The organism is Clostridium sp. DFI.1.208 (assembly GCF_024463855.1).
Lineage (GTDB): Bacteria > Bacillota_I > Bacilli_A > Erysipelotrichales > Erysipelotrichaceae > Clostridium_AQ.
This window is the reverse complement of sequence record NZ_JANGCA010000026.1, coordinates 16,518-42,461: the sequence shown is the minus strand read 5'-3', so window position 1 is coordinate 42,461 and position 25,944 is coordinate 16,518. Positions and strand designations below refer to the sequence as shown.

Here is a 25,944-nt window from a genome sequence, read left to right as displayed (position 1 = left end):
AACCGCTGCAGCTATGGAAAAGGGGAAGCGCAGCGATTCTCATGTTATTTTTCTAATTCTGAATGAAATGCACAGACTCTTGTATAGGATGTAAAACACCGCGTTGGCATCGGTGTCCTCTAATCAATAAAATCAGAATATGGTTTTGTCTGTATGCATCCTATACAGAACCAGAAAATCTATCAGCCTGTCAATCAGCTAACAGGATTGTAAGCAAAGTGTAAGTAAATTCACACGACGAAGCAAGGCCCATCCGGTATACTATAGGTGTAAGACAGGAGGGACGCTACCATGAAAAAGTTCATAGAAATTGCAGAAGCTATCGCATGTATCCTGTTTCTGGGATATCGTGAAGAAAACTTTATCCGATAACTTCCCACAGCAGTATCGCGCTGTGTATGATAGATCAGGCACCCTGCAGTTGTATGGGTGCCCTTTATATTTCTTTTACAGTCTCTTCTGATGGCTGTATGCTTTCCGTTTCTGTAAGGATTGCGGTGTGCTCCCAGTGATGTCTGAGATAAATGGCTTGTGCCAGTATGCATTCAAAGATATTGCTAAGCAGCATCGCCAGCCATATTCCTGTAATGCCAAGGCTTGTAAAGCGATGAAACAGCAGAATCATCGGAATGCGGAATGCCCAAAGACGCATCATGGATAAGATAAAGGTATAATTCGTATGACCGGAGCCATTGAACACACCATCATTCAAGTTGATATACCATCCCATGAAAACACCGCACAGCAAGGCGAAGAACGCATATTCCTGTGTTAGCTCCATAAGCTGTGTAGAAGCATTTGGTACAAACAAGTGTATAAACGGTGTGATTACGAGCATTCCGATGATGGTCAGAGCACAGGAGAACAGTGTTGACAGCTTCATCGCTGTATGAAATGCTTTGCGGGCACGCTCTGTATTGCCGGCCCCCAGATTCTGACCGACAAAGGTTGCCAGTACCGCACCGATTGACATGACAGGTATATAGGCAAGCGTCACCATTTTTGCACCGACACCGTATGCCGATATGGCAACAGCACCATAGTAGACAATATATTTATTCATGATGACAAAGCCCAGGTTTTCAAGAAACTGACCGCTTGCGGCAGGAATGCAGAGCTTCAGTATGATTTTTCCATCCGCAGGACGAAACGGATATGCCCGAAAATCGATATGTACCGGAAAGGCTTTATCATGCAGACGCCGCCATGCAACCGGTACCATGACCAGCTTGGATACAACCGTGGCGATCGCAGCACCAAGGATACCAAAGTGAAAAACAAAAATGAAAATCGGATCCAGGACTGCATTCAACAGGGAAGCACACATATTCAGCTTTACGCCGGACTGGCTGTCCCCCGCACTCTGGCGCATTGCCATATAGAGGTTCAGCATAAGAAGACCGATATAGTCAAAGGAAATCCCAAACAGATATTGATAACTGGCATCATAGATTTCCTTCGGAGTATCCAGCCAGCTAAGAATCGGATGCAGCAGAAGCAGTGTTCCCATACTCAGCACAATGGCAAAGCCTATCGCAAAATATAATAGAGCTGTTGCGAAACGGCAGGCGTCCCCCTTTTGATTTGCCCCAAGCCGTGTGGAAAGTAAAGCAATCGCAGCTGCACTCAGCCCCATGGCAACGCTTTGTGCACACCACATAATAGGGCCGACAAGCGAAACAGCACCGACCTGCAGCTCACCAAGCTGTCCAACCCAAAAGGTGTCAATGATATTGTAGAGGGAGTTTACCAGATTCAGCACAAACAGCGGTACAGCCATGCGCAGCAATGCCTTTGTCAGATTTCCCTGTAATATACCCTTTTCCTGCATCGGTATCTCCCCTTTCTGTATTGTTATATCATAGCATATTTTCTACCCTTCGCCTATAGATATGGAAGGGATGAAGATATCAAAAGACAGTATGTATCATTCTTTTTATAAATAAGATGTTAAACAGAATGCTGCATGTGATATCCTTATACTGCGAGGTGATGAAATGAAAAAGGGTAATAGAAATAAAATAACGGATGTAAAAGGAGTCCGTGTCGGACATACAACAATAGCAGCTGGTAACGTGCAGACCGGTGTTACGGTGATCCTACCGACAAAGGGTGATATTTTTCGTGAGAAGCTGACAGCTTCATGCCACGTGATCAATGGATTTGGAAAGACCAGCGGGTTGATACAGCTGGAGGAGCTTGGTGTATTGGAAAGTCCGATCGCATTGACAAATACGCTGAGTGTGGGGACTGTTCAGCAGGCATTGGTGCGCTATATGCTGCAGGATCATCCGGAAATCGGTACGACGAGCGGCACTGTGAATGTAGTGATTGGGGAATGCAATGACGGGTATCTGAATGATATACGGGCATGTAGCATTCAGGAGTCAAATGTATATGAGGCGATTGCAGATGCGAGAAAGGATTTTGCACTGGGTGCTGTGGGAGCAGGCCGCGGTATGAGTTGCTTTGAAATGAAGGGCGGTATCGGTTCCGCGTCAAGAGTGCTGGAACTAAATGGAGAAGAATATACGGTGGGGCTTCTTGTCTTGTCCAATTTCGGATTAAAGAATGATTATATCATGAAAGATGTATCCTTTTGTGATACTGCGAAGGAACAGGTGGAGCAGGGCAGTATCATAATAATTCTGGCAACAGATATACCAATGTCCGACAGACAGTTGAAACGCGTATGCAAACGTATGCCGGTGGCACTCGCGCACCTTGGCTCCTATCTGGGAAATGGCAGTGGCGATATTGCGATTGCCTTTTCCACAGCAAATAAAATTCCTCATGCATCTGCTGACTCATTTATATCGCAAACTATTCTTCATGAGCAGCAGATTGACAAGGTTTTCCGTGCTGCCATCGAAGCCTGCGAGGAAGCGATACAAAGCTCTCTGGACGCTGCAGAAACGGTAGTCGGCAGAGATGGTCATTGCAGGTATAGCTTGAAGGAAACGGTAACAGAACTGAAAAAGAATCAGGCCAATAGGAACCATTATAAAGTATGAGAAAGGGTGATGCTTGAAATTGCTTCACCCTTTTTTACTATGCATCAGCTATTGACATTTTGATGTACTTTTGCAGATTTGAATCACAGCAATAGATATAGCACCCCTTCATTCCTCTAGTCATTAACGTGTAATACGTATTCAGTATAATCTGTCGCTCCATATGTTTTGCCTTCTCCGGATTCTCACGATACAGCTTTTTCAGTCCCTTTACAGAAGAATCCGTTTTCGCTCTCTGCTTATAGTCAGTCACAAGCTCATTGTTTTCATAACGGAGATCTTCTCCTATGATAACTCCTACATAATCAAATTCAAGCCCCTGTGTTGTATGAATGCACCCTACTTGATGAATGGACCCTTCACTGATTGCATATGGATCACTAGCATCCAGATTCCAGCTCATTTTAAAATCACCAATCTCAATATCATTGTGATTCGGATCATTTCTACCGGCTTTTTCCCATTCCCAGCAATATCCCGCCAATATTCTGGCTTTCCCTGATCCATCGTTTTTTTCACAAATCATAGCTCTTAATTCATTTGGATCATCAATGACACGAAAATCAAAGTTGATATCCTTGAAATTGAAATTTGCTGTTTCTTCCAGCTGCAGCATATTTCTTACCCAAGCAAGGTATCCATCCGATCCGTTACAGCGAAATTGTGAATGCAATTCATATTGTATCACCTCCGCATTTTGTAGCTGTGCCTGTTTTTGAAACTCGGAGATACTTCCAAAATCACGAAAATGAACACGCTGATAGGGATCGATAAAGAAAACAGTAAAGAGCGATGATCTTATCAGCTCCTGTATCTGGTTTTCACCTTTTTGAAACATACCTGATTTTTCTCTTAATCTGTGCGCTTCATCCACAATCAAAAAATCATAATCATCCGGCTGCTGCTGATAAAATTTATCCGGGGCAGCGAACAGCGATTTGATTTTGTTTTTCTTCATTTTACCAGCAAGTCTGTCCATATAAACATTGCGCGGAGCCGCATTCTTTGTTATATATTGTCCAAACATGTCTTCCTTCAACAGATTCACCATCGCATTTACAGCAATCACAGACTTCCCTGTTCCTGAGCCGCCTTTTGCAATCATTACCCGTTTCCTTTTATCCTTTTGACACAATTTGGCCATATAAAGGATTTCTTCAAAGACCACTTTCTGTGTATCCAGCATTGTAAATTCCTGATTTCCATCCAGCATTGAAGAAATGCAGTCCTGAAGACTTTTAGAAGGCCGAATTCTGCCATTCTCTATAAGAAACAGCACTTCCTTATGATCCCCTTGTTTCAAATGCTTTTTGATAAACTCCCGCAGTCTTGGAATCTCTCCCTGTGTGAATAATGGTGATTTTTCAATACATGCATTATAAATTGGATTTATGATATTTTGCTCTTTCCTTAAGTCATAATTATGCAGATATGCACAGGGGTACAGCTGTATGTCTTTTTTTCCTACTTCTTCAATATAATCATTCATATGCTGTACATAAGACCAGGCCTGATAACAGGGATGTACAACGCGATGCACTCCTTTTCCCAGTGCTGTCATCACCTCGGTATTTATCAAATCCTCGCGGTCGAATACCGTTTCCACACGCTCCCACTGCTTTAGCTCGATGATAATAGCACTTGCTTTCCCATCATGATTATATCCGGACATAATAAAATCCACACGCTTGTTCGTTTTGGGAATATTGTATTCAATAGCTACACCGCAGGTATCGGGTATATTCGGATCATTTAATACCTTATACATATATTGAAGTGAATTTTTCCACGAGGTTACTTCTTTTTTACTCGTATGGATATGCATATGCTCATAAAGCTTTTCCTCTAAGAGATGAGGTATTTTATCAAGGTCCATGTCCATTCTGAAATCATATTTTGTCCCTTCGTATATTAACATATGTAATTACCTCCAAAATTACAGGCTATTTTAACATTCTCTTACATTATACCTTAAATATCCATTTATTCAAAGAAACATTGACATTGACATGCCTTCATGTAAGCGCTATGATTACATAGACAGGGGTGGGAGTATGAACATATTGGCACATATAAATAGCAATCAGGAAATGCAGTCATTACAGGAGCATAGTATCAATACCTTTGCGGCGATTGAAGAATACGCAGCAGCAAGAGGTCTTACAAATTGCATGAAGCTGGCTGCTTTTTTGCATGACTGCGGGAAGGCTTCCAAGGAATTTCAGAAATACATAACCAAAGCAGCATTGGAAAATATATTCCTTCCTAAGGTGAATCATTCTTCAGCCGGCGCGCAGATTCTGCTTGAGGTGTGCAGATCTTACAGTGATATGAGTGAGTGTCTGGTAAAACTCATGTTAGCAAATGCAATTGTTTCTCATCATGGGTTATGTGATTTCATAAATGTGCATGGTGATAATGCCTTGCGCAGCCGGTGTTATCCGGAAAAAGCATTGGATATGGAACACATTACCGCCTTTATGAATGACTTTATTTCCACAGAGGAATTGGAATATCTTTTCCGTGCAGCGCATAAGGAACTTTCGATCTATCTTGCAAATTTCATGAAGCAAAAAACGGCTCAAGATGCGAAGGATTATTATTTTTATATTGGAGCTTTACAACGACTTCTTATGTCTTTACTAATTCATGGAGATCGTGAAGATACTCGCAATTTCATGGAACACACACAAACAATCGTTTATACAGAAGATACTATATGGCAAGCAGCAACAGATAAGCTTGAGAGTCATTTAGCTGAGATAACTGCAAATTCCTCTATCAGTACAATCAATGAATTACGCACTAGTATCTCTAATCAGTGTAAAGCATTTAGCAGCCATTCTCCTGGTATTTATCGTTTGTCCTGTCCAACTGGCTCAGGTAAAACACTAGCATCACTTCGTTATGCTCTACATCATGCGAAAAAATACCATAAGAAGCATATCATTTATGTTGCACCCTTTAAGACCATATTGGAACAAAATGCGGAAGTGATGAAGCAATTTTTCAATGAAGATTTTGTTTTGGAGCATCATTCCAATATTATCCCATCTCAATATACAGATTATGATTACTACAGTTCCTCCTGGAATAAGCCCGTAATTTTGACGACAGCAGTTCGTCTGTTCGATGTGATGTTTAAAGATCGAACAACGGATGTACGCAGGTTTCATCAGTTAGCCGACTCTGTACTCATTATAGATGAAGCTCAGAAAATACCAGTTCAAACAATATCGATGTTTAATGAAATGATGAACTTTCTTGCTTATAATTGTAATACTACGGTGGTATTATGTACGGCAACACAGCCATTATTGGAAACTACCACCTATCCTATCAAGTTGGCTTCAGAATCTGAAATTGTAAAACAGACAAAGGAAATGCAGGAACAATTTAAGCGTGTCCATATAGAAGATGCCTGTCGCAGGGGCGGCTATTCAATTGCTGATTTATCGAATTTTATATATCAAAAGCTGGAGCCGGGCACCAGTATGCTGGTGATTGTCAATACAAAAGCAGATGCACGAAACTTATATCGCGCCTGTGAGCAGCATCATGAGATAGACAGGCTTTATCTATATCATTTATCCACGAGCATGTGTCCGGAGCATCGCCATCGTACATTGGAGGATTTAAAAGAGCATATGGAACAAAAAGATACTGTGTTGTGTATAGCGACTAATCTGATCGAAGCAGGAGTCGATATAGATTGTGATGTTGTCATACGTTCCCTATGCGGACTTGATAGTATTCTTCAAGCTGCCGGCAGATGCAATAGAAACGGTAAAAATCCAGAGTTAGGGACTGTCTATCTCATCAATTCCAATGAAGAGCATATCGAAAAACTTAAGGATGTAAAAAAAGGACAGGATGAGACAAATATCCTCCTGTCACAGCTACATGCTTCAAAGGAAGGAAATCGTGTAGATGAGCTTTTAACGCTATCCTTTATACGACAGTATTATGATTCTTATTTATTTAATCGCAGACAGGATACAGAATATTCAACAAAGATTGATAATCGTAAAGTTTCCTTATTTGAGCTATTATCGCGAGCAAGAAATATAAAAGATTCTGACAATCTCTCTCATCCTTGTCTGGGTCACGCATTAAAGAGTGCGGGAATGGCATTTGAAATGATTGATTCTCAGAGTATTGGTGTTTTGGTACCATACGGAGATGGCAAGAAACTAATTGATCAGCTGAATAGTTCCATTAGCAATGCAGAAAAGTATGCACTACTTGATAAGACACAGCGCTTTATGGTAAATGTTTATGAACACAAGTATAAGGAACTGGAGAAGGAAGATATGATTTATCAGCTTGAGTTTAACGGCATGCTGGTTTTGAGGAATGGATTTTATAAGAAGGATACAGGGTTGGAGGTTAGGAAGGAGTTGGAGGATATGTTTGTGTAAAAAGAAAAAGGCATTTAGCCTTTCCTAAAACATATATTTACCAATATACACAAACATTTAGATCCACAGTCCTTAACTGACTACCATATTATAAGGTAAATTCAAGACTAAGTCAAAATAGAAATAAGTTCGAATAGAGTAAAAAAGTTATGGGATTAAAATCATTCACATATATCTTAAACACAGATTCAATAAGAGTGCATTAAATAAGGGTATAGAAGTACATTCGTATTACCAACATTAAATAATCTTCGTTTATTTAATTGTATCTTGATTATACTAATTTTCAAGTTTCTGTTATATATTTCAACTTAATATAGAAAATTCCATAAACTTTTTTACTCTATTATAAATTCATTTTTTAACTTCGTTTGTGTATAATTGAAAATATTGTTTTGGGTCACCTTTTAATTTATTTTTTAAATAAAGCTTGTAAAAACAAAAATTATATGATAGGCTTACCTTGTAATTGATGATAGGGCTTACATGGCCACATTATTCAATTCTGCTTATTATCACATGTTAGGAGGTGTGAACTTTAATTCATGGAAAAGCTTACTGAAAGAAGAGATGAAGAAAAAGATGATGGCTATGTGCTGCTGCATAAAGGTTTTATGAATATAACCTTAAGAATTATATATTGCTTAGTCATCGCACTCATCTACGCACTCTTCAAATCAATTTCGATTTTAAATACAATATGACGTATTTAAAACATCATATTGTATTATAAAATAAATTTATTAGAAAGAAGGTGAAAAAATGAAAAAGAAAAACGAAATCACATTTTGCGTAAAAAGTAAATATGCTCTTTTTTCAGATCCTCTCAATCGTGTATCTGGCGAGAAGTTTTCTTATCAAATTCCAACATATGAAGCTTTAAAGGGAGTTGTTAAAAGTATTTACTTTAAGCCGACAATCAGCTGGTTTATTGATGAAGTTCGCATTATGAATGAGATTCAATTCACAACACAAGGTATTCGACCAATCAATTACCACGGAGGTAATACTCTCTCCTACTACACCTATTTAACAGATGTTGAATATCAGGTAAAAGCACACTTTGAATGGAATCTACACCATGAAGAATTAGAAAAAGATCGTAATGAGAATAAACATTGGTTAATCGCAAAGCGCATGGTTAATCGTGGTGGACGAAGGGATGTATTTCTTGGTACGCGTGAATGTCAGGCGTATGTAGAACCATGTGAATTTGGTGAAGGAAAAGGTTTTTATGATGACCATACCATAGTGCCTTTCAGTACTATGGTTCATGGATTCATCTACCCAGACGAATGGTTGCATGAAGAAGAAAAAGGCAAACTGATTGCGACTTTTTGGACACCAGTCATGAAAAAAGGTATTATTACATTCATCCGCCCTGAACAATGTGCAATCAGGCGTATTGTAGGAACCGGCGATATCAAGAGATTTGAAAAAGATATCAATTTTAAGAGTGTTGAACATGAGGAAGGAGGTGAATTGCATGAGTTGGGCGAGTAAATTACTAGAAACCTATGATATATGTCAGAGTGAAGTGGGCAAGGAAAGTGAAACAGGGATGTTATTACCGCTTAGCCATCTAACTACAAAAGCACAGATTGAAGTTGTTTTGGATGAAAACGGAAAATTTATCCATGCAATAGAAATTCCTAATGATGATGCCGTCACTGTCATTCCTGTGACTGAGGATTCAGCGAGTAGATCAAGCGGTATTACGCCTCATCCTTTACACGATAAGCTAATTTATATCTCAAAAGATTATGCAGAGTATACTGGTAAACGAAACGATCCGCATGTTCTTGCACACCAAAGTCTTCTAAAACAATGGATAGATTCTTCTTACACCCACTCTAGCATTATACCAATCTATCAATATCTTGAACAAGGTACACTCATCTCTGACTTGATCTCTTGCGATATCTTAAAATTAGATGGAGAACAATTGGATAAGAAATATAAAATCCAGAAAACAGTTGTTCAAACAGAAGCTTTTGTCCGCTTTAAAATCAGAGGTATACAAAAACGAATTGTTGAACCATGGTGTGACAAAATGCTATTCGATACCTACCACAAATTCTATACCAGTCTACATACCGACGAGGATCTCTGCTATATAACAGGTAAAATGATGTATTGCACAGAAAAACATCCTGCGAAACTTCGTCAAGGAAAAGATAAAGCTAAGTTAATTTCTACTAATGATGCAAACGGTTTTACATATCGCGGCAGGTTTGTTTCTAAAAAAGAAGCGATTTCCATTGGATATGAAACATCTCAGAAAATTCATAATGCTTTGCGATGGTTGATACAAAAACAGGCATATAAGCAAAATGGACAAACGATTTTGGTATGGAATGCACACTGTGATAACATTATGACGGCATTCGCATTAGACGAAAGCTTATTTCCTGCTTTACCGGACAAAGTAGATACAGAAGAAGATTACGCACAACGTGTAAATAAAGCAATTGACGGTTATAGGCAGAATATCAGCGATCATAATGATAACATCGTCATCATGGCAATGGATGCTGCTACGATTGGTAGATTTTCAATAACCTACTATCAGGAAATAGATGCTTCTACATACTACAAACATCTACAGAACTGGTTTACATATTGTAGCTGGCCTCAATACTCAAAAGCTGATTATATGAGCGATGTAATGACCCCAATTCCCAGAGAAATCATTTCTTGTGCATATGGGACATTACGTGGTGCATTCTTTGAAGTGGATGATCAGTTGATGACACTGCAGATGGGACGCTTACTGCCATGTATTTCTGAAGGGAAACCTATTCCGGATGATTTTATCATTCGACTTAACAATCAGATAAAGACCATGTCAACGAATACGAAGTATAACTGGAATAAATGTATAGGTATACTGTGTGCAGTATTCAAAAAATACTGTTACGATAGAGAAGGAGTGAATTGGAGTGTGAATATTATGGAAAACAAAAAATTAGCTAAATCAAATATCCCCTATTTATTAGGAAGAATTCTTGCAATATATGATGCAATTGAACAATATGCTTTAAACATTCAAAAGGAAGATCGTCCAACAAATGCAATGCGTTTATACGCACCATTTCAAGAACATCCATTTGTAACGCTTACTACGCTAGATAAGAAAATCAGACCTTATGTTGAGAAACTAGGAAAAAAATGTGATTATCTTCTTTCAATGAAACAGGACTTAATGGAAGAGTTACACGCAGTAATGGATATGGAATCTATAGAACACATTCAAAATTTAAACGCTTATTTTGTTATTGGTTTTGATTGTCAGAGAAATGAAATCAAACGAATCAATACTGAAAGAAAAGAAAAAAACAAACAAAAGGAGGAGTCTAAATCATGACAGCATTTACAAACAAAGTCGATTTCGCAGTTATTTTCACAGTAAATAAAGCAAATCCGAATGGTGATCCACTTTCAGGGAATCAGCCTAGAATCGATTTTAAAGGATTTGGAGAAGTATCTGACGTATGTATTAAACGGAAAATCAGAAACCGTCTGCAGGATATGGGAGAAAATATCTTCGTCCAATCTGATGAAAGAAGCAGCGATGGATTCAAAAGCTTAAGTGAACGTGCTTCTAATAATAAGGAATTAAAAGCGGTTTTAAAGGATCGTGAAGCTTATGCTGCAGCTGCCTGTAAACAATGGACCGATGTCAGAGCATTTGGGCAGGTCTTCGCATTTAAAACGAATAATGTTTCTGTAGGTGTAAGAGGTCCTGTTTCTATAAGAACTGCAGAAAGTATCAATCCAGTTGTAACAACCGATATGCAGATAACAAAGAGCGTAAATAGTGAGCCATCTGAAAAACGTTCCTCTGACACTATGGGAATGAAGCACCGTGTTGATTTTGGTTTATATGTATGTAAAGGAAGCATCAATCACCAGCTGGCAGAAAAAACAGGTTTCAGTGAAGAGGATGCTGAGAAAATCAAAGAAGCTTTATGTTCCCTGTTCATGAACGATGCCTCCAGTGCAAGACCGGAAGGAAGCATGGAAGTTTGTAAGGTATATTGGTGGAAGCATAATTGTTTAGCAGGACAATACAGTTCAGCAAAAGTACACAATTCTTTAAAGGTTGAGGTAAAAAATGATGTGGATACGCCAAATTGCTTTGAAGATTTCACAATCACGTTATCTCCATTAGAAGGTCTAGAACCAGAAATTTATGATGGAATATAATGAAGACGAATTTTTAATGCTTTCAGGTATTCAGCATTTTGCATTTTGCCGCCGTCAATGGGCACTCATACATATTGAACAACAGTGGGCAGAGAATTACCGTACGATAGACGGTCAGATTTTTCATGAGAATGCACATAATGGTGCATTCTCTGAAACAAGAAATGGAATACTCATACGTAGAGGACTTTCTGTATTTTCAAGGACTATGGGTATTAGTGGTATTTGTGATATTGTAGAATTTCATCCATCAGAAGAAGGTATTTCTATTTCAAAAGATTCTAAACGCTATCTTCCTTTCCCTATTGAATATAAAAGAGGAGAACCTAAACAATATCAAGCTGATGACTTGCAATTATGTGCACAGGCAATGTGTTTGGAAGAAATGCTTTTGTGTAAGATTGAAAAGGGTTATCTATTTTATGGAGAAACAAGACGAAGAACTGAAGTTTTATTTTTTTCTGACATGCGCAGTACAGTTAAAGCATTTTGTGAAGAAATGCATAAACTGTATTTAAAGCAATATACTCCTAAAGTAAAAATATCTAAAAAATGCAATGCATGTTCTTTAAAAGATATCTGTCTTCCTAAACTGAATCAAAATCCTTCTGTTGACGAATACTTTGATAAATATTTAGGAGATAAAGGTATATGAAAAAACTTTTGAACACACTGTATATAACAACACCTAGGACCTATTTATCGTTGGATGGTGAAAACATTATCGCCACAAAAGAAGATAAATCTGTGTCGAGGTTTCCCTTACATAACATGGAAGGGATTGTTGGATTTGGTTTTACAGGCGTAAGTCCTGCACTTATGGGGAAATGTGCAGATATGGGAATATCATTAACATTTATGACAATGCATGGAAGATTTCTTGCTAGAGTTGTTGGAGAGGAACGTGGAAACGTCCTGTTGCGGAAAGAACAATTCAGAATATCTGAATCAAGCGAAAAACGTCTAGCATATGCAAAAAACATGATAACAGCAAAGCTAATCAATTCCAGAAATATATTACTTCGTGCCAAACGAGATTATGGTATGAGAATAGATGTTGAAAAAATCGAAACAGCAGCTGAAACGATCAGATTATCTGCAAAAGAAGCTAGAAAAGCGGATTCTGCAGACACTTTAAGAGGAATCGAAGGCAATGCAGCAAATTGTTACTTCCATGTATTTGATGATTTAATTCTCCAACAGAAAAATGATTTCTATTTTCATGGTAGAAATAAACGACCTCCGCTAGATAATGTTAATGCTCTTCTTTCCTTCACGTATACACTTTTAGCAAAGGATGTCACATCAGCGCTTGAATCTGTTGGCTTAGATCCTTATGTTGGATTTTTACATACTGATCTTCCTGGACGCACCTCTTTAGCATTAGATTTAATGGAAGAATTACGCTCAATTCTGGCTGATCGTTTTGTTTTATCACTAATAAATATGAATATAGTAAATGCTGATGGATTTACAAAAACCGATAGTGGCGCTGTTTATATGGATGATACGACTAGAAAAGCGGTTCTGTCTTCATGGCAAAAGAAAAAACAGGAAACGATAAAGCACCCATTCCTTGATCAAAAGATAGAGTGGGGTTTGGTTCCTTACGTTCAGGCGCTGTTACTTGCTAGAACAATTCGTGGCGATTTACCTGAATATCCACCGTTTTTATGGAAGTGATGAGAAATGCTTGTTATAATAACTTATGATGTCAACACCCAAAACAGCGCAGGTAAAAAAAGATTAAGGAACGTTGCTAAAGTATGTGTGAATTATGGTCAAAGAGTTCAAAATTCAGTTTTTGAATGTGTTATGGATCAAGCGAAATGCAGAGAGGTTAAACACAAGCTTACTGGATTAATTGATAAAGAACATGATAGTTTAAGATTTTACTATTTAGGTAACAATTACAAAAATAAAGTAGAACATATAGGAGTTAAGCCCAGCTTCAATGTTGAAGAAGACGTATTGTTTATATGAATTATTTTGCGCGAACCGTAAGCTCACATGAGATCCCTGGGAGGTTCGCGCCTTAAAATTGCGTTTTATCGCATTTTGTAACAGCTTTTTCATTTCCATAACCAATAATAGTTATGAAAAGAAATGATTTTGTTACAAACGTCTTAAAATGCAATAATTTTCACTGTCTAGCCTCGTCTGAGGCTAGCGTATCTAAATATGATGGTGATGGCAATCGGTACAGGATAAGAGCGTCTAGCCTCGTCTGAGGCTAGCGTATCTAAATTCTGAGATGTTGTCCATGAGTGTATTTACAAGTTGTCTAGCCTCGTCTGAGGCTAGCGTATCTAAATAGGAATCGTGGTCAAACTATTTACACCACGACCGAGTCTAGCCTCGTCTGAGGCTAGCGTATCTAAATATGATGAGTATCCGGATGCACAGATATATACAAACGTCTAGCCTCGTCTGAGGCTAGCGTATCTAAATGTAGGAGTGATTTAGTGAAAAGCTGATCTTCAGTTGTCTAGCCTCGTCTGAGGCTAGCGTATCTAAATAGGTGTGACAAAATTTAATTTAAATTATATATGTCTTTTTGACTATCTTTTTATATCTTCTTAAATGTCCGCAAAGCCTTATTTTATCGGCTCTACGGGCATTTTGCTTTTGTGGTAAACCTCACATATCTAGGTCTATCTTCTTATATTTTCGCTATCAAGCGTGGTTAAAATCGTGGTAAATACTTCTATGCAATTAGACGCTGAACCTCTGATTTTGCGGTATCTATGGACGCATGAGCGTACCAATTCATTGTGATACTAATGTTTGAATGCCCCATGATATACTGTAAATCTTTTGGGTTCATGTTCTTGCTTGCCAGCCTTGTGCAGAACGTATGGCGTAGCGTATGCGGTGTGATATGTGGCAAGGGATTGTCCTTGTGGTGCTTGTTGTATTTCTTTACCATACGGACAAATAAGGCGTTGTAATCAATCGCAACTTTTGGCTTGTCCTTATGATTGACAAATAGGAAATTGCCCCGTCCGTCTATCACAAATGGTTCTGCCTTTGGGCGTTTCTTCATAACCCGTTGAAATGCCTGTATCGTTTCTCTGCTTAATGGTACTTGCCTTATTCCGCTTTTCGTCTTAGGCGTTTCAATATAATAGCCTTGTTCCTTGCTCTTTAGTAACTGGTGGTCGATAATCACAACTTCATTCTTGAAATCAATATCGGCTACTGTCAGTCCGCACAGTTCCGAGATACGAAGTCCTGTTTTTAACAGTATCAGCACATCATCATAATACTTGTGATACACATTGTCCGTCTTGATGAATGAGAGTAAGGCTTGTTCCTGTTCCTCTGTCAATGCAACTTTCTCTTTGGTATCATTTTCTAGGACTTCACTTAACTTGAAATCAAAGGGATTTTTCCTTACGCAATCGTCTTGTATGGCGATATAGAATGACGCTTTTAACGAGCGTTTATGGTTGTTAATGGTATTGTAGGAAAAGCCTTTGTCTTTCATGCGTAACGCCCATTCTTTAGCGTCAGAGGGTTTTATCGTATCAATGCTCCTAGCACCTAACTTATCCTCTTTCAATAACCGCATGAGTTGTTCCCGTTGTTTTATTGTGCTTTTCTTCACATTTGCCCTCTGTGCGTTCTGTTTGGCATAGAGTTGGCAAAGCGTCATTTTCTTGCCTGTGCTGTCGATACCGTCCTCAATATCCCGTCTTATCTGCTGTTCCAGTTCACGAAGTGAGGGTTTTTCCCGTTTTCCCTTTGGTGTCGGGTCTGTGGGTGTCAATCTCCAAGCATACACATATTTTGTGTTTCCAAATGCGTCTACATATTTATATAAGTATTTCCCGTCTGTTCGTTGGCTCTCTCCAGTATGCAGGATACGACCTTTGTTATCCCGTCTTTTTTCTTTCATGGTGTCTGCTCCTTTCCTTGTTGGAAAGAGCCTTGATATGACTTGTGTTCATCATAACACATACAAGGCTCATTTGCATTAGATTGCGTCCAATTTGTCGATAACCTGTTCAAACTGTCGGCGTTTAATCTGTATGCGGTTGCCATTCATAATGAGCCAGCCAGCGTCCTTGTTTTCCTCTGCTAAGCGTCTTAACTTGTTTTCTCCGATACGGAAATACTTTGACGCTTCTTCAATGGTAAGGGTGTATTTTTCCCATACGGGAATATCGTTGTTATTCATCAGATACCCCCTTTCCCATGTTTCGTGTCATACTGGATATAGGGGATAAGGTCGGTGCGGTCTATCCTCTGTAAATGGGCGGTTAATTTACTGGAAAGGGAATTGCTGTATCTTGCCTTATCAAGCATAGTTCCCACTTTTTCCAGTCCGCCTAATGCGTCATGTTCTTCCAAGAAGTAAAAACTTTTGACAGCGGAAATCACGCCACCCTCTGTGAGCCATTGCTGTGTTTCTTCAAGGGAATTTTGCTGTTTTGGTACTTGCAGTTTTAAGACTTCCACAGCCCCTAAAAAGCGTTCCCAAAACCGACAAGTTTTCCATCTGCTCTTATTACTTTCGTTTCTGTTTGGTACGACAAAGCGTAGGTTGTTTGCCAATAGACCGAAAGCCAGTTCTCCAAGTTCCAGCGGTCTTTCCTTGAATGTCATGGCAAAAGCATGAGCCTTATCATCACGCAGTTGCATTTCTGTCCGTTTCCAACTGCCGACTTCCTCAAGCGTCTTATTATGTTTTGAACAGACTTCCTTATCCTTATCATAAAAGCGGTAGGACAATCCCGATTTACCAGCACCGATATAAACAGTCTTTGCGGTGTCGAAATCATCAAACTTGCTTTCGTCAAAGTGGTAGCCCTCACTATTCGAGATAAATTCCTCTTTTTCGCATTTCTTCTTTATCTGCTCTATGGTAAAAAATGGCTTTTCGTTTTTATCATCAATGGCAATATCAAGCCTTGTGAAGTGGAAGTTATCCTGTCCGTATCTTCGCTCACAATGTTTGAACATATCCCCAAAAGTACAATTCCTACTGTCGAGAATACGGAAAATATCATCACACCCTCTGCCGGTCATAACAAGATAACAGCCTAACCCTTGTGGGTTATCCTCTGTTTTTCTTGCGTCGCCCGATACATAAATATCTCCAATCTGCCAGCGTGCTTGATAGGTTTTGTATTTAATGCTTGCCGGATAGACATTGAAAATGTCAGTCGGTAAACCTAAAATGTGCATGATGACATCTTCAGCAGTTGCCGTTTCAAATACAATGCTGATGTAATCAATCTTAACGGATAAATTTTTGTGTGTAGTTATAGTGCATTACTCCTTTCGTATGTCCCGTTTTTTGCGGGGTAAAAATTGTGTTTTTTCCTTTATTTATCACAGTTTCTAGGTACTATGACATGTATGCGCAGGGCGGTGTTACATATACGCCCTTTACGAACGCCTAAAGGCGTTCCCTTTCCAAAAGGAACTGTCTGTCCGAACACGTCTGGGGGACGTGCCCCGTCCAGCCAGCCCCTTTTGGAAACCACTATTTTCGGTCTGACAGTCCATGCTTATTCATGCTATCAAAATGAAAATATATCTTCTCTATGCTTACTCAAGCGTGTGATTGACCCTAGCGTGCTTAATCACTCCATCTGATACGATAATAACGCCATTAGAATTACTTGTCAAGAAGTTTTTGTTGACTTTTGGATATATATTAAGTATGATATGCTTATAAATACCAAGAGAAGCAACGAAAGGAGCGGTTATACTAAGTTATGGAGCATTATGAAAAGAAAATCAGTTTCTTAGGAGAAAACATACAGACCATAAGAAAACACAGAGGAATGAAACAACAGGAACTTGCGGACAAAATCGGTATCAATATGCAGAGCCTTTCCAAGATTGAACGTGGTGTGAATTATCCTACCTTTGATACGCTGGAAAAGATAATGGACGTGCTGGGTGTAACGCCCAATGAATTATTGTCGGGAGAATGGAAGTATATCGACCATACCGAGCCATATATTATGGATATTATCAAACGGGAACAGGACTTCAATGTTTCCTTAGATTATCTGTCTGAAAATGAATTCTTTGATAATGAAAACGAATACAAATTCTACATGGAAACCATATTGATTAGATACATCAGCAATTATCTTTCTAATGAGGTTGTAGAAATTGAAGAACTTATGGAAATCAAACAGTTAATACAGCGTCAAAAAATAGAACGTATGATGAAAGTACACAAGGAAATGCGAGGGTTAGACCGATACAGAGAACAACCAAAAGAATACAAATATCACAACCCTTATGATGATTGGATATTCCGTCAACTTGCAGATATTGACAACAGAAAAAACATTCCTAATACTTCTCCACAAGTAGACTTTAATGAGGGAGATTATGAAGATTATCTAAAGGCGAAATGGAACAGAGGTTTTTAATTTCCTCTTGCATGGAAGATACAGCAAACAAAAAGCCCAGTAAAGAGTGCAAAGCACCACCAATGGTGGCAAGGCTCTTGACAGGGCTTTTTCTTTTCTGTGATTGGTAATCAAGAGGAAGAAAGGAAAAGTGTGCATTTTCAATGCAGAAAATATTTAAAGGGTATGCTGATTTTTATTGTGGTGGATATATGGAACTGTTATAATATGGATATGAAGAAAGCGACAAATTAGAAGTTGTAAGGATGTGTTTCAAATGACAAAAGAAGAACGACAAAAATATAAAGAACTAACAAAAGTTTTGCCTAAAATGCTTAAAGATAAAATTAAAAAATATAAGTTTAAGAAAAAAGATTTTATGATTTGGTATAGTACAAAGGAATTATTCTTTGATTTGCTTATTGGTGTGAAAGTAAAGTCAGATGATAAGTGTTATTGTACTGCTATAGAAACAATCAAACCATTGTGGTTAGATGATTTGTTATGGGATTTATTGAAAATGGAAACCAATAAAAAAGAACCATTAAGTTTGAGAACTATTGGTGCATTTACAGTTAGCGGTGCTGAATTGTTTAAAAATGAAACAGAATTAAAAGAATGGACAATCAGTGAATTAGAAGAAATCATAGATAATTATTTAGAACATTTTTATAAAACTGCTCAATCATCTTCAATCTGTGATTTTTACAATAATTTAGAAAATTCTATATACCATGTTGAATTAAGAAAAGCATTATCATTGATTCACGAGCATAAATATCAAGGTGCTTTAGATTATTTGAAAGACAAAGGTGAAGGTATTTTTAAGAATGGTGATGTATCTATAAATAATGCAATCAGAGAATACTGTATAAATCAACTTTCATAGATGGATAAAATCCAGTTTGTAGTGCAGTAAATTCCAGTTTGTAGAACTGTATTAAATCATCAAATCACATAGAGGTGGCGATTATGCGATATAAAAAATTTTTATTAGGTGTTATAGCAAGCGTGCTTTGTCTAGGACTATTAAATGGTTGTAGCAGTTATTCGCATGATTTTAACTCTAGTGAAGAAGCACAAAAATATATCTTATCCAAATTAAAGGACAAATACAATGAAGAATTTATTATTACAGAAGTGAAGAAGTACAAAGAAGAAAAAATAGGATTAAACTGGATTATGGCAGAAGTTTCCAGTAAAGAAAATTCTTCTCAAACTGCTACTATATATACACGAAATACTGGACTTTTTGAGGATAGTTACCATGTTTATTACTATTCTGATGAAATAAAAGAACTTGCAACTCCTTTATTTCAAGATAAGCCTTTTATAAGAGGTTATCAAATTGAAGTTCAAGGGCATACAACCACGACAGAATGGAATGGTAAGGAAAGTGTAGAAGAATATCTGAAAAAAAGGGAATATGAAATAGAAACAAGTATATATCTTAATGAGGGAAAAACTGATAAAGAATATGCAGAAGAACTTTCCTATATCATGCAAGAAATTGTAGAAAGTGATTTGGTTTTTAATATTTCAGTATATACAAGCGATGATAACCTTATTTTCTATTCTCTACCAGAACAGCACAGTCAACCAGACGTAGAAGTAATTTTAGAAAAAATGGCAGATGTTAAAAGACAACAAAAAACGCAAAAAGATTATAAGGAATGGAAGAAACAAAATCAGAACAATGAAACAAATTCTGATTGATGTGGCAATAAAGGAGTGAAATAAAATGATTTACGAACCCGAAAATCTAAAAAATAAAAGAGCAATATATGAAAAAAGAGATAAATGGCTTATCCGATTAGCCTTTCTATTTTGGGCGGTACTACTATTGATTTATGTGAACATAGTAATTCCCTATGTAAAATCAACAATTGGCTTTTTAGGCATTATTGTTGGTGGTATTGCTGTTATTACTATTGTTTATTTCTTTACTGTATTCTTTGTTTTAATGCGGAGAGGACGTCAGTTTAGAAAAATGAACAATGATATTGTAAGAGAATATCACGAAAATAAAAATGGAGAACTCTTTTTAGAAAAACTTCTTGCAATAGATACGAAACCTAAAGATATGAAAGATGAAATGACATGGTATCTCAATATTGCAACTGCATTTAATGTATTAGGTAAACGAAATGAATGTATTGCTTTGTTTAAACAATTAGAAGAAGTTGCAACAGAAAAAGACAAAGAATATATTCAAAATAGCATTAAATTTGTGCAAGAACAGTTAGAAAAATAATATTGACTAAGTGGTTTGGTAAAATCAAAGGAGCGATTAGGAATGACAATTCTTATTTATTTTTTAACAATAGTATTTGGTATAGTATGTTTTGTAATTATGAAAAAGAAACGCTATAAAGTCATGCCACTTATCTGTTTGATTATGTTTATTTGTTTCATTGGCTGTGGAATCGTTTCTATCTTATCTTTAACTTTGCCATATGGTGAGATTTTGGTTTATCCATTGGGAGCAATTATATTTGGTTTGGTATTTATTTTGGTTGGGGTAAATGATTTATATTCGTTATTGCGTTGTAGAGAAAAAGTGGACGGCGTGTATTGTGGCTACAATACATATTATGGTGGCAATGGCATTTCTACACAATCTCCAATATTTGAATATACATATAACGGAACTTATTATCGTGAGCAAACAGCACAAAATATATCTCATAAACGATTAAATAGGAGTATGACACGAGGAAATGTATATAGCATATATATTGACCCAAAGCACCCAGCAGTATTTATTCTGGCTAAAAAAATTAAAATAGGAACAATAGTTTCGATAATATTAGGGTTATTCATATTTACGTATGGAATTGATTTATTATTAAAATTTTTGCCTATGTTATTGAGTCGATAGTATATACTTTGTTGGTAAATTGTCTGATAACCTTATATCACATATAAAGCAGTTAGTCTTAGGATTGACTGCTTTTTTCTTACCAAAATTATAGATTGGAGTGATGAAATGATATACTCTTAGAACTTTTTAACAAGATTATTGAAGCATAAAATTTTGTTGTAGTGCTTATATGTGAATGGTATAATCGGGGTATGAAAAAAGATAAAATAGATTAGGAGTCAAGTTATGGATTATATCATAAGGGAAATTAAAAAAGCAGAATATGATTTACTCAATGACTTTTTGTATGAAGCAATTTATATTCCAGACGGTGTTGAGCCACCACCTAAATCAATAATTAACTGTCCAGAATTACAAGAATATGTTTTTGAATTTGGAAAGCGAAAAGATGATAGGGCTTTAGTTGCGGAAGTTCAAGGAAATGTCATAGGTGCTATTTGGGTACGAATAATGAACGATTACGGACACATTGACAATGATACACCGTCCCTTGCTATGTCTGTTTTTCAAAAGTATAGAGGACAAGGGATTGGGACTTCATTATTGCAACAATTATTGTTAGTGGAAAAATCTTTTGGTTATTCAAAAATTTCCTTATCTGTTCAGAAAAATAATTATGCAGTAAAAATGTATAAGAAAGCAGGTTTTCTTGTTGTTGATGAAAACAGCGAAGAATATATTATGACTATAAATCTATAACAGACAATCTAGTTTACAATTTCATATCCCTACATACAAAGCAGTTAGTCTTATGATTGACTGCTTTTTAAAAAGACACCATTTAGGTGTAATGATGTCTTTTGGGTGTTATTTTATAGTCATATCAAGGCTCATTCAATCGTGGTAAATTAGTGGTAAAATGAATGGTTTTCTATACTCCAAAATGCTTGAAAGTATAGTGGTTATGCGAATAATCCAAAATTAGATATAAAAATTAATTTAATTACATTATATGTCTAGCCTCGTCTGAGGCTAGCGTATCTAAATACTGATTCTTTTTTTCGATTGATTGTCAAAATAATGTCTAGCCTCGTCTGAGGCTAGCGTATCTAAATAGATATGTGTCACTGCTGCTGTTCCCATTTCCAAGTCTAGCCTCGTCTGAGGCTAGCGTATCTAAATTTCTTTCTTCTGTATAACCTTCTTTGCAAACATGTCTAGCCTCGTCTGAGGCTAGCGTATCTAAATATGCCTTATAAGCGTCGTAGGTGTGTGATTGCTAATGTCTAGCCTCGTCTGAGGCTAGCGTATCTAAATCAGTGATTCGACGTTTATTGTCGCAACATATTTGGTCTAGCCTCGTCTGAGGCTAGCGTATCTAAATATATGTATTGAGTATGTAAACACAATGTTAAGAGGTCTAGCCTCGTCTGAGGCTAGCGTATCTAAATCGAATTTGCCAATGGAATCATATATAGATGCAGTGAGTCTAGCCTCGTCTGAGGCTAGCGTATCTAAATATGACTTTAACCTCTCTCTTACATCAAAAGTACAGTCTAGCCTCGTCTGAGGCTAGCGTATCTAAATTGTTATGCCATGTACTCGTTCCATTACGACTTTGTCTAGCCTCCTCTGAGGCTAGACATTTTAAGCTTAGACAAAAAAAGCACAGCACTCCTTCTAATGCTTTAATATATATGCCTATCTATGAGATGTACTGTACCTGTATGTAATTGTATTTGATTACGAGTAATTCAACTAGGAAATGATGGAAGTGAGCCATTCGTAGATAAAGTTCCATCAATTACTATTTTTGCAAGTGAATCAGCGTTACTGCAAAATTTTTAGCCATTTAAATCTGGATATTTTATTCTATAACGCACACAGTGATGCAGTACATGAAGGTTACATATAGATATGTACAGAAAAAGAATATATTGATATGCATCTTCCTTTTTAAGTACTTAAAAACTTAATGAGCGCAAAGCAGCATAAAGCTCCAATTGTAGTTAAGAATGTTCCTATTAAGTACTTTTCTTGAAAATGATTTTTATTATTATTGATATCCTTATATCTAACTAAAGTTTTTGCAGCAATAATAAAACCTATGGTAGAAATAGAAATTAAAGATACATAATAAAAAAAATATAATTCTCTCTAAATATCCTATATATGTACCAATTTTTAACTCGTTATTACATTTCTCTTCTTTGAAGATAACTTTAAAGGCCAATGAAATTAGTACGCCAGTTGGTTTCACTAATATTAATATCGCTAAAATTGATATTAAAGCCATATTCGCTCTTTTTCTTTGTATTTATTTTTCAGTTTAACAGAGCAAACATCAATTAACAGATGAGATATGGAAAATAATAAATAATAACATATTATACATTATCAAGTTCCTCAATCAGCCAACAAGCAACAGAAAAATCAATTTTTCTATTTTCATCTATCTTTCCTAAGCGAATATGTTTATCAATATTTTGACGTGTAGTTCCTAATATTCCTGAAATCATTGTAGACATTCCCTTCTTCCCTGTATTTTCCACTAACATATTACTATCCTCTAAAAGTTCGCGTAATGGCATAAAATATACTTGATCAATATCATTTGATATAACTATGTTGTTTTTTAATTCTCCCTTGGGAAAACTTCCGATTCTTGCATAACTCAAAGATTGCATAGGTACTATATTAGCTTTCATCTCTAATATAAAATTTAATTGGTCTTTAAATTCAATGTACGAAACCATAATGTTTTCATCGAAAATCGGATATAATAATTCAGCAATTAATTTAACATTTTGTGCATTCAACGATTGTTGCCTTTGAAGAAGTTGTGACGAGTATATTTCCAATTTTCATTATCAAATGCTAATTCTCCATATCCAATTCCTGCCCTAATTTTAACTGGATAATAAATCATCATGCAAAATCGAACACATAAATACGCGGCCAATGATTCATAAAACAAGCCTTGAATTTCATCCCCTGCACTAAACATTAATGGTTTCTTTAAAGATTTATAAAATATTTTATTCAAGTACATAATAATACATTTCATAAATTCTTGTATTTCATTACGATTTTTATATTTCCTAGCATCAACTATGTCGATCATAATAGAATAATATTTTTTATTTGACAATGTCTTCACCTCATAATTCAAGTATTTGGTAAACAGACAAATAACGCAACCCAAATAGGTTGCGTTACTTTTTATTTGTTAAGACGCATATGCGGGAATAACAACACTTCCCGTATTGTCTGCGAATTTGTCAACAGCATCACCAGTCTGTCAATTCCCAATCCAACACCACCAGTTGGCGGCAGACCATACTCCAATGCCTCCACATAATCCGTATCCATCTCATTTGCCTCATCATCCCCCAGATCACGCAGCTTCAGCTGATTCTCAAAGCGCTCTCTTTGATCAATCGGATCATTCAGCTCCGAAAACGCATTCGCATACTCATGCCCGTCAATAAACAGCTCATAGCGATCCGCAAATCTAGGATCCTGTGCATTCTTCTTCGCAAGCGGACTGATTTCCACCGGATGCCCATATACATACGTAGGCTGAATCAGCGTTTCCTCAACATACTTCTCAAAAAACAGATTGATGATATGCCCTACACTGTTATGCTTCTTCTCAACCTCGATATCATGCTCCTTCGCAATTGCACATGCATCCGCAAAGCTCATCTCCTGCCAGAAATCAACACCGCATGCCTCCTTGATACCATCCACCATATGTAATCTCTTAAACGGCGCCTTCAAAGAAATCGTCTTATCCTGCCATTCGATTTCTGTCGTTCCGCATACCTTCTCCGCAACATGATTCAACAAACCTTCCACCAGATCCATCATCCCGTTCAGATCAGAATATGCCACATAGGCCTCCACCGTTGTAAACTCCGGATTGTGTGTAGCATCCATTCCCTCGTTACGGAATAATCTACCAATCTCATATACACCCTCAAGACCACCGACAATCAGTCTCTTCAAAGGCAGCTCTGTTGCGATACGCAGATAAAACGGCATATCCAGTGTATTGTGATGCGTCACGAACGGTCTTGCACTTGCTCCGCCCAGAATCGGCTGCAGCACTGGTGTCTCCACCTCCACCAAGCCTTCATTATCCAGATAATTCTGAATAGCACGGATGATTCTAGGTCTTGTCAATGCGATACGCTTGCTGTTTTCATTCGTGATCAAATCCACATAACGGCGACGGAAACGCTCTTCCACGTCCTGTAAGCCATGATACTTCTCAGGCAGTGGGCGCAGTGCCTTCGTCAGATGCGTATACACCTCAGCCTTTACAGAAAGCTCTCCATGATTTGTCTTCATGACCTTTCCTTCGATTCCAACAATATCCCCAAGATCTGACTTCTTGAACACCTCATAGGCCTCTTCACCAATGACATCCTTACGAACATAAATCTGAATCTGTCCGTCGATATCCTGAATATGCATGAAGCCGGCCTTTCCCTGCCGTCTCTTCGTCATGATACGTCCTGCAATTTTCACTGTCAAATCTTTTTCTTCCAGCTCTTCCTTCGTACAGTCTTCATACGCTGCACGGATTTCTCCGGATTTGTGTGTTCTCTGATATGCATGCCCAAACGGCTCAATGCCCATGGCACGCAGATCTTCCATTTTCTGTCGACGGATAACTTCCTGTTCAGTTAACTTTTCCATAATCTGCTCCTTTGCTATTTCCATATAAAAAGCTCTCTTCCAATATAGGGACGAGAGCTTCATCGTGGTACCACCCTAATTCGCCGGCAGGTTTCCCCGCGCAGCCTTAGTGACTGTGTTTCAAGTCTCTTCGTAACGTGAAGGAAACGTCCTGATTGGATAGCTCCAAGTCTTTATTTCCTGCAGGTTCCACTGCTGCACTCTCACCAAACGTGCATACTCTCTGAAAGCTTTCACAAACAGTACTCTCTTATCACAGCCATATTTACGATTATGATTATATAGACAAACCCTGCCTTTGTCAATCGAAAACTCCTTAAAATTACTGATAAAACAAGGCTTTCCTTGATTCCTTCCCTACCGTAAAAGGTTTATGAATACCATGGCCT

22 protein-coding genes and 2 CRISPR repeat arrays are annotated in these 25,944 nt (G+C 37.4%); of the genes, 14 read left to right on the top strand and 8 right to left on the bottom strand.

Annotation, left to right across the window (positions count from 1 at the left end; genetic code table 11):
• Window positions 1–436 precede the first annotated feature (436 nt).
• Window positions 437–1,831: an MATE family efflux transporter gene (locus NE665_RS14020; RefSeq protein WP_117444009.1), complete on the bottom strand. Its 1,395-nt coding sequence runs from the start codon at window positions 1,829–1,831 to the stop codon at window positions 437–439.
• Between the two features lie 166 nt (window positions 1,832–1,997).
• On the opposite strand from NE665_RS14020, the gene NE665_RS14015 reads away from it, so the two are divergent.
• Window positions 1,998–3,014 (top strand): P1 family peptidase, encoded by a 1,017-nt coding sequence (locus NE665_RS14015; protein ID WP_117444010.1) that lies wholly within the window; start codon window positions 1,998–2,000, stop codon window positions 3,012–3,014.
• A 37-nt stretch (window positions 3,015–3,051) separates the two neighbouring features.
• Here the strand turns inward: NE665_RS14015 and NE665_RS14010 are convergent, their stop codons facing one another.
• Window positions 3,052–4,932: a DUF2075 domain-containing protein gene (locus NE665_RS14010; RefSeq protein ID WP_117444011.1), complete on the bottom strand. Its 1,881-nt coding sequence runs from the start codon at window positions 4,930–4,932 to the stop codon at window positions 3,052–3,054.
• Between the two features lie 136 nt (window positions 4,933–5,068).
• On the opposite strand from NE665_RS14010, the gene cas3 reads away from it, so the two are divergent.
• The 7 genes from cas3 to cas2 all read left to right on the top strand — a co-directional run bounded on the left by cas3 (window position 5,069) and on the right by cas2 (window position 13,627).
• Window positions 5,069–7,435 (top strand): CRISPR-associated helicase Cas3', encoded by a 2,367-nt coding sequence (gene cas3, locus NE665_RS14005; protein ID WP_117444012.1) that lies wholly within the window; start codon window positions 5,069–5,071, stop codon window positions 7,433–7,435.
• 762 nt (window positions 7,436–8,197) lie between these two features.
• Entirely contained in the window at window positions 8,198–8,938 is a 741-nt protein-coding gene (gene cas5c, locus NE665_RS14000) for a type I-C CRISPR-associated protein Cas5c (protein WP_117444013.1), read from the top strand.
• Window positions 8,922–10,802, top strand: a complete 1,881-nt coding sequence (gene cas8c, locus NE665_RS13995) for a type I-C CRISPR-associated protein Cas8c/Csd1 (protein WP_117444014.1) — start codon at window positions 8,922–8,924, stop codon at window positions 10,800–10,802. The genes cas5c and cas8c overlap by 17 nt, the downstream gene beginning before the upstream one ends.
• A complete protein-coding gene (gene cas7c, locus NE665_RS13990) occupies window positions 10,799–11,644 on the top strand; it encodes a type I-C CRISPR-associated protein Cas7/Csd2 (RefSeq protein ID WP_065530108.1) in 846 nt (281 codons plus the stop codon). Before cas8c ends, cas7c begins: the two co-directional genes overlap by 4 nt.
• Entirely contained in the window at window positions 11,634–12,299 is a 666-nt protein-coding gene (cas4, locus tag NE665_RS13985) for a CRISPR-associated protein Cas4 (RefSeq protein WP_233104764.1), read from the top strand. The genes cas7c and cas4 overlap by 11 nt, the downstream gene beginning before the upstream one ends.
• Window positions 12,296–13,327, top strand: a complete 1,032-nt coding sequence (gene cas1c / locus NE665_RS13980) for a type I-C CRISPR-associated endonuclease Cas1c (RefSeq protein WP_117444016.1) — start codon at window positions 12,296–12,298, stop codon at window positions 13,325–13,327. Before cas4 ends, cas1c begins: the two co-directional genes overlap by 4 nt.
• Window positions 13,328–13,333: 6 nt before the next feature.
• Window positions 13,334–13,627: a CRISPR-associated endonuclease Cas2 gene (cas2, locus tag NE665_RS13975; RefSeq protein ID WP_002606249.1), complete on the top strand. Its 294-nt coding sequence runs from the start codon at window positions 13,334–13,336 to the stop codon at window positions 13,625–13,627.
• Between the two features lie 165 nt (window positions 13,628–13,792).
• A CRISPR array of direct repeats spans window positions 13,793–14,163; the repeat unit is 33 nt; unit sequence GTCTAGCCTCGTCTGAGGCTAGCGTATCTAAAT.
• 188 nt (window positions 14,164–14,351) lie between these two features.
• On the opposite strand, the gene NE665_RS13970 is transcribed toward cas2, so the two are convergent.
• From NE665_RS13970 to NE665_RS13960, 3 genes are all read right to left on the bottom strand, one after another.
• Window positions 14,352–15,545, bottom strand: coding sequence for a site-specific integrase (locus NE665_RS13970; protein ID WP_009243728.1), 1,194 nt, complete (start codon window positions 15,543–15,545; stop codon window positions 14,352–14,354).
• Window positions 15,546–15,623: 78 nt separating this feature from the next.
• On the bottom strand, window positions 15,624–15,827 hold the full coding sequence (locus NE665_RS13965) for an excisionase (protein WP_002607397.1): 204 nt from the start codon (window positions 15,825–15,827) through the stop codon (window positions 15,624–15,626).
• Window positions 15,827–16,888, bottom strand: a complete 1,062-nt coding sequence (locus NE665_RS13960) for a replication initiation factor domain-containing protein (RefSeq protein ID WP_301950722.1) — start codon at window positions 16,886–16,888, stop codon at window positions 15,827–15,829. The genes NE665_RS13965 and NE665_RS13960 overlap by 1 nt, the downstream gene beginning before the upstream one ends.
• A 485-nt stretch (window positions 16,889–17,373) precedes the next feature.
• Here NE665_RS13960 and NE665_RS13955 point away from each other — a divergent pair, with 485 nt between their 5' ends.
• From NE665_RS13955 to NE665_RS13930, 6 genes are all read left to right on the top strand, one after another.
• A complete protein-coding gene (locus NE665_RS13955) occupies window positions 17,374–18,045 on the top strand; it encodes a helix-turn-helix transcriptional regulator (protein ID WP_021422697.1) in 672 nt (223 codons plus the stop codon).
• Window positions 18,046–18,301: 256 nt separating this feature from the next.
• A complete protein-coding gene (locus NE665_RS13950) occupies window positions 18,302–18,913 on the top strand; it encodes a hypothetical protein (protein ID WP_173722015.1) in 612 nt (203 codons plus the stop codon).
• Window positions 18,914–18,996: 83 nt separating this feature from the next.
• Entirely contained in the window at window positions 18,997–19,740 is a 744-nt protein-coding gene (locus NE665_RS13945; RefSeq protein WP_071143777.1) for a hypothetical protein, read from the top strand.
• Window positions 19,741–19,765: 25 nt separating this feature from the next.
• A complete protein-coding gene (locus NE665_RS13940) occupies window positions 19,766–20,278 on the top strand; it encodes a hypothetical protein (RefSeq protein ID WP_071143778.1) in 513 nt (170 codons plus the stop codon).
• A 42-nt stretch (window positions 20,279–20,320) separates the two neighbouring features.
• Complete coding sequence (locus NE665_RS13935) at window positions 20,321–20,905, top strand: hypothetical protein (protein WP_071143779.1); 585 nt, start codon at window positions 20,321–20,323, stop codon at window positions 20,903–20,905.
• A gap of 228 nt (window positions 20,906–21,133) precedes the next feature.
• Window positions 21,134–21,607 (top strand): GNAT family N-acetyltransferase, encoded by a 474-nt coding sequence (locus NE665_RS13930; RefSeq protein WP_021422709.1) that lies wholly within the window; start codon window positions 21,134–21,136, stop codon window positions 21,605–21,607.
• A 255-nt stretch (window positions 21,608–21,862) separates the two neighbouring features.
• Window positions 21,863–22,501: a CRISPR direct-repeat array (repeat unit 33 nt; unit sequence GTCTAGCCTCGTCTGAGGCTAGCGTATCTAAAT).
• A 734-nt stretch (window positions 22,502–23,235) separates the two neighbouring features.
• On the opposite strand, the gene NE665_RS13925 is transcribed toward NE665_RS13930, so the two are convergent.
• The 3 genes from NE665_RS13925 to lysS form a co-directional block, all read right to left on the bottom strand.
• On the bottom strand, window positions 23,236–23,667 hold the full coding sequence (locus NE665_RS13925; RefSeq protein ID WP_233104791.1) for a hypothetical protein: 432 nt from the start codon (window positions 23,665–23,667) through the stop codon (window positions 23,236–23,238).
• Window positions 23,664–23,999 (bottom strand): SatD family protein, encoded by a 336-nt coding sequence (locus NE665_RS13920; protein WP_233104792.1) that lies wholly within the window; start codon window positions 23,997–23,999, stop codon window positions 23,664–23,666. The genes NE665_RS13925 and NE665_RS13920 overlap by 4 nt, the downstream gene beginning before the upstream one ends.
• A gap of 71 nt (window positions 24,000–24,070) precedes the next feature.
• The gene (gene lysS / locus NE665_RS13915; protein ID WP_117444033.1) at window positions 24,071–25,555 is read right to left on the bottom strand and encodes a lysine--tRNA ligase; all 1,485 of its coding nucleotides are present in this window, start codon (window positions 25,553–25,555) and stop codon (window positions 24,071–24,073) included.
• Window positions 25,556–25,944 lie beyond the last annotated feature (389 nt).